This is a genomic window from Dietzia maris, from assembly GCF_014144855.1.
In the GTDB taxonomy this organism is placed as follows: Bacteria; Actinomycetota; Actinomycetes; order Mycobacteriales; family Mycobacteriaceae; genus Dietzia; species Dietzia kunjamensis.
Window position 1 is genome coordinate 1 of record NZ_JAALDN010000047.1, and the last position, 3,853, is coordinate 3,853.

The following is a 3,853-nucleotide window of genomic DNA, read 5'->3' on the forward strand; positions in this document are numbered from 1 at the left end:
GCGGCCCGCGGCACCCGCCGCGGGCCGCGCTCGTATCCGTCAGCCGCAGAGTTGGTCGCCCACCGACCGCAGTGCCTCCAGGTTGGAGATCTCGAACGGCAGTGAGGGCACGCCGACGATCCGCACGTCCGGGTGGGTGTCGGTGAACGACTCGAGCAGTCGGACCTCCTGCTTGGCGGTGCCCGCCCGGTCGGCGTGGATGCGCAGCACCGCCTCGGCCTCCGGGTTCTCCCCGGCCAGGCGGTCGGCGGCCGCGCAGGCCTGTTCGGCGCTCAGGTCGGTCAGTCGCGGATGGGTGCGGTTGACCACGACCCCCGCCAGCGGCATCTTCTCCTCGGACAGGCGCTCGGCGAAGAACGCGGCCTCGCGCAGGGCGGGCCGCTCCGCGGAGGAGACCACCAGGAACTCCGTGCCCTTGCGGCGCAGGATCGCCTGGGTCCGGGACGCGCGGGTGGTGAACCCGCCGAACGTGGAGTCCAGCGCCACCACCATCTCGGAGGCGTCCTTGAGCATCGAGGACCCCACCACCGTGGAGACCCCGCGCATCGCGGTGCTCATCGCGCCGGTCACCAGGCGTCCGACCCCGCGGCCGGGCGTGGAGAGCAACCGCATGAGCCGACTGTCGAGGAACGCGCCGAGGCGGCGCGGTGCGTCGAGGAAGTCCAGTGCGTTACGCGACGGGGGAGTGTCGACGACGACGAGGTCCCACGCGGAGTCGTCGAGGAGTTGCCCCAACTTCTCCATGGCCATGTACTCCTGCGTCCCCGCGAAGGAGGTGACCATCGTCTTGTAGAAGCGGTTGTCCAGGATGTCCCGGGCCTTGGCCTCCGTGGTGTTGGCCACCACCAGTTCGTCGAACGTACGGCGCATGTCCAGCATCATCGCGTGCAGTGACCCGCCGGCGGCGGACTTCTCCTGCCCGAGGTCCACGGGGGAGGGTTCGTTGGACAACTCGTCGATGCCGAGGGCCTGCGCGAGGCGGCGGGCCGGGTCGATGGTCAACACGACCGTGTCGCGGCCCAGTTCGGCGGCCCGCAGGGCGACCGCCGCGGCGGTGGTGGTCTTGCCCACGCCGCCGGCGCCCGTGCACACCACCACCCTGGTGGCGGGGTCGGTGAGCATGGCGGTGATGTCGAGGCGACGTGTCATGTCAGTGGACTCCCTGGTCGACGAGGGCGGAGGCGAGGTCGTAGAGGTCCGCGACCTCCACCCCGTTGGGCAGCGCCGGCAGTACGAGGGTGGGGCAGGCGGCGGAGGTGAGCGTCTCGCCGGCGCGGAGTTGGCCGCGGGCCACGCGGGCGTGCTCGATGGCCTGGACCAGCAGCCCCTGCAGGCCCTCGTCGTCGACCTCCACGCCGGTCTTGTCGAGGCCGTCCGCGACCGCCTCGGCGTCGATGTCCTCCTCGGCGATCCGCTGGAGTGCCTCGTCTCCGAGGTGACGGGTCTCGGCGCGGTTGATGATCACCTGGCCGACCCGCAGTCCGTGGCTCTTGAGTTCGGCGATCGCCTCGATGGTCTCCTGCACCGGCAGTGACTCCAACAGCGTCACCAGGTGCACGACCGTGCGGGTGGAGTGGACCAGCTCGGCCACGGCCTCCGCCTGGCGACGGATGGGTCCGCCCCCGCCGGCGAGGTCGGCCATCGCGGTGGTGACGTCGAGGAACTTGCCGATCCGGCCCGTGGGCGGGGCGTCCACCACGACGGCGTCGTAGACGACTTCACGCTTGGCGTGCTCGCGCGCGACGACCTCGTAGATCTTGCCGGTGAGCAGGACGTCCTTGAGTCCGGGCGCGATGGTGGTCGCGAACTCGATGGCACCGACCGACTTCATCACCTTGCCCACCACCCCGAGGCGGTAGAAGGTGTCGAGGTAGTCGAGCATCGCGGCCTCGATGTCGATCGCCAGCGCGAACACCTTGCCGCCGCCGTCGACCCTGGCCACGAGTTCCTCGCGGTAGGGCAGGGGGGCGCGGTCGAAGATCCGGGCGATGCCCTGACGTTCCTCCACCTCCACCAGCAGGACCCGCTTACCGGTGGAGGCCAGCGCCAGTGCGAGGGAGGTGGCGACGGTCGTCTTGCCGGTGCCGCCCTTCCCCGAGACGTAGTGCAACTCGGCCCGTTCGGAGCTGTCGGACCACCCGGTGGACAGCTCGTCGGCGATGGTCGATCGTGTCGACCGCGTACCTGGACTCATCGTGGACGGCATGCGTTCCACACTAAGCGCTCACACCACCGCGCGCGGGGCGCTCGTGACTTACCTAGAGTGGGGCACATGAGCGAATCCACTGGAGCAGCCCGGTTCGAGTACGTGACGGTCCCGCTGCTGACGCACGCCACCAAGCAGATCCTCGACCAGTGGGGAGGCGACGGCTGGGAGCTGGTCTCCGTTCTGCCCGGCCCCACGGGTGAGCAGCACGTCGCCTACATGAAGCGACAGCTCTGATGCCCGAGACCGAGACCGCCGGTTACTGGACCCGCAAGCTCGACCAGCTGGGTCTGGAGCTGCCGACGGTCGTCCCGCCGGTCGCCAACTACGTCCCGGCAGTACGTACCGGCGCGTTCGTCTACACCTCCGGGCAGTTGCCCATGGTCGACGGCGCCCTGGCGGCCACGGGCAAGGTGGGGGCCGAGGTCACCGCCGAGCAGGCCGCCGAGCTGGCCCGCACCTGCGCCCTCAACGCGCTGGCGGCCGTCGACGGGCTCGTCGGCATCGATTCGGTGGTGAAGGTCGTCAAGGTGGTCGGGTTCGTCGCCTCCGCGCCCGGCTTCAGCGGGCAGCCGGGTGTCCTCAACGGCGCCTCCGACGTGCTCGGTGAGATCTTCGGCGACGCCGGCGTCCACGCCCGGTCGGCGGTCGGTGTGTCCGAGCTGCCGCTGAACGCACCCGTCGAGGTCGAGCTCGTGGTCGAGGTCGAGGGATAGCCGCGATGTCCGCAGGCCTGGCCCCGATCACTTTCCCGGCGTACGAGACCCTCCGACCCGTCACGGAGCTGTCCGGGGTCATCCTCTGCGACAACCCCTCCGAGATGACATTCGAAGGGACCAACACCGTCATCCTGCGGGCCCCGGGGTCGCACACCTGCGTGGTGGTGGACCCCGGGCCCGACGACCTCGCGCACGCCGAGCGGATCGCGGCCATCGTGGGAGAGATCGAGCTCGTCGTCGTCACCCATCGTCACGGCGACCACACCGACGGCATCGATCACCTGCGCGGATTCACCTCCGCCCCCGTCAGGGCCGTGGAGGAACGGTTCTGCCGGGACGCCGCGCCGTTGGTGACGGGCGGTGACGACGACGAGGTGATCCACGCCGCCGGCCTGGACATCATCGTACTGGGCACCCCGGGGCACACGGCCGACTCGATCAGTCTCGAGGTGCGGGCCGCGGGCACCGGGTTCACTGCTCCGCCGGACTGCGTGGTCCTCGGGGACACGATCCTCGGCCGGGATTCGACGGTGCTGGACTCGACCGACGGTGATCTCGGTGACTACCTGGGCAGCATGGATCTCCTCGCGGCGCGGGCCGACGGGGTGATCGGTATCCCGGGGCACGGGCCCGACGTGGAGAACACCGGCCGCGCGGCCCAGGTACTCGGTCGGCACCGGCGCGATCGACTCGACCAGATCATCGCCGCCCGGGCCGAGTTGGGGCGCGACGCCTCGGCCGAGGCGATCACGCAGCACATCTACCGCGATGTGACGCCGTTCCTGCTCAAGGTGGCCGAGCAGTCCACCAAGGTCGCGCTGCGCTACCTCGACCGCCTGGATACAGGGGGCACGGAGGGCACGGGTAGCGCGGCCAACGCCTGACCCGCCCGCGACCTGACCCGCCCGCCCCGCCCCGCCCGACCCGC

The 3,853-nt window shown here is 70.6% G+C and carries 5 protein-coding genes; 3 read left to right on the forward strand and 2 right to left on the reverse strand.

Annotated elements, in window-relative coordinates:
• Positions 1–39: 39 nt before the first annotated feature.
• Together bagB and bagA are read right to left on the reverse strand one after the other, a co-directional pair.
• Complete coding sequence (gene bagB / locus G6024_RS01820; RefSeq protein ID WP_159147758.1) at positions 40–1,149, reverse strand: ArsA family ATPase; 1,110 nt, start codon at positions 1,147–1,149, stop codon at positions 40–42.
• Between the two features lies 1 nt (position 1,150).
• Entirely contained in the window at positions 1,151–2,206 is a 1,056-nt protein-coding gene (bagA, locus tag G6024_RS01825; protein WP_083249591.1) for an ATPase BagA, read from the reverse strand.
• Between the two features lie 66 nt (positions 2,207–2,272).
• Between bagA and G6024_RS01830 the strand changes: the two genes are divergently transcribed.
• From G6024_RS01830 to G6024_RS01840, 3 genes are read left to right on the forward strand one after another with little or no spacing between them, the layout of a single operon-like run.
• Positions 2,273–2,443 (forward strand): DUF4177 domain-containing protein, encoded by a 171-nt coding sequence (locus G6024_RS01830; protein ID WP_096906156.1) that lies wholly within the window; start codon positions 2,273–2,275, stop codon positions 2,441–2,443.
• Positions 2,443–2,922, forward strand: a complete 480-nt coding sequence (locus G6024_RS01835) for a RidA family protein (protein WP_096906155.1) — start codon at positions 2,443–2,445, stop codon at positions 2,920–2,922. The genes G6024_RS01830 and G6024_RS01835 overlap by 1 nt, the downstream gene beginning before the upstream one ends.
• 5 nt (positions 2,923–2,927) lie before the next feature.
• Positions 2,928–3,809 carry an MBL fold metallo-hydrolase gene (locus G6024_RS01840; protein WP_159147761.1) on the forward strand — a complete coding sequence of 294 codons (882 nt, stop codon included), beginning with the start codon at positions 2,928–2,930 and terminating at the stop codon, positions 3,807–3,809.
• The last annotated feature ends 44 nt before the right edge of the window (positions 3,810–3,853 follow it).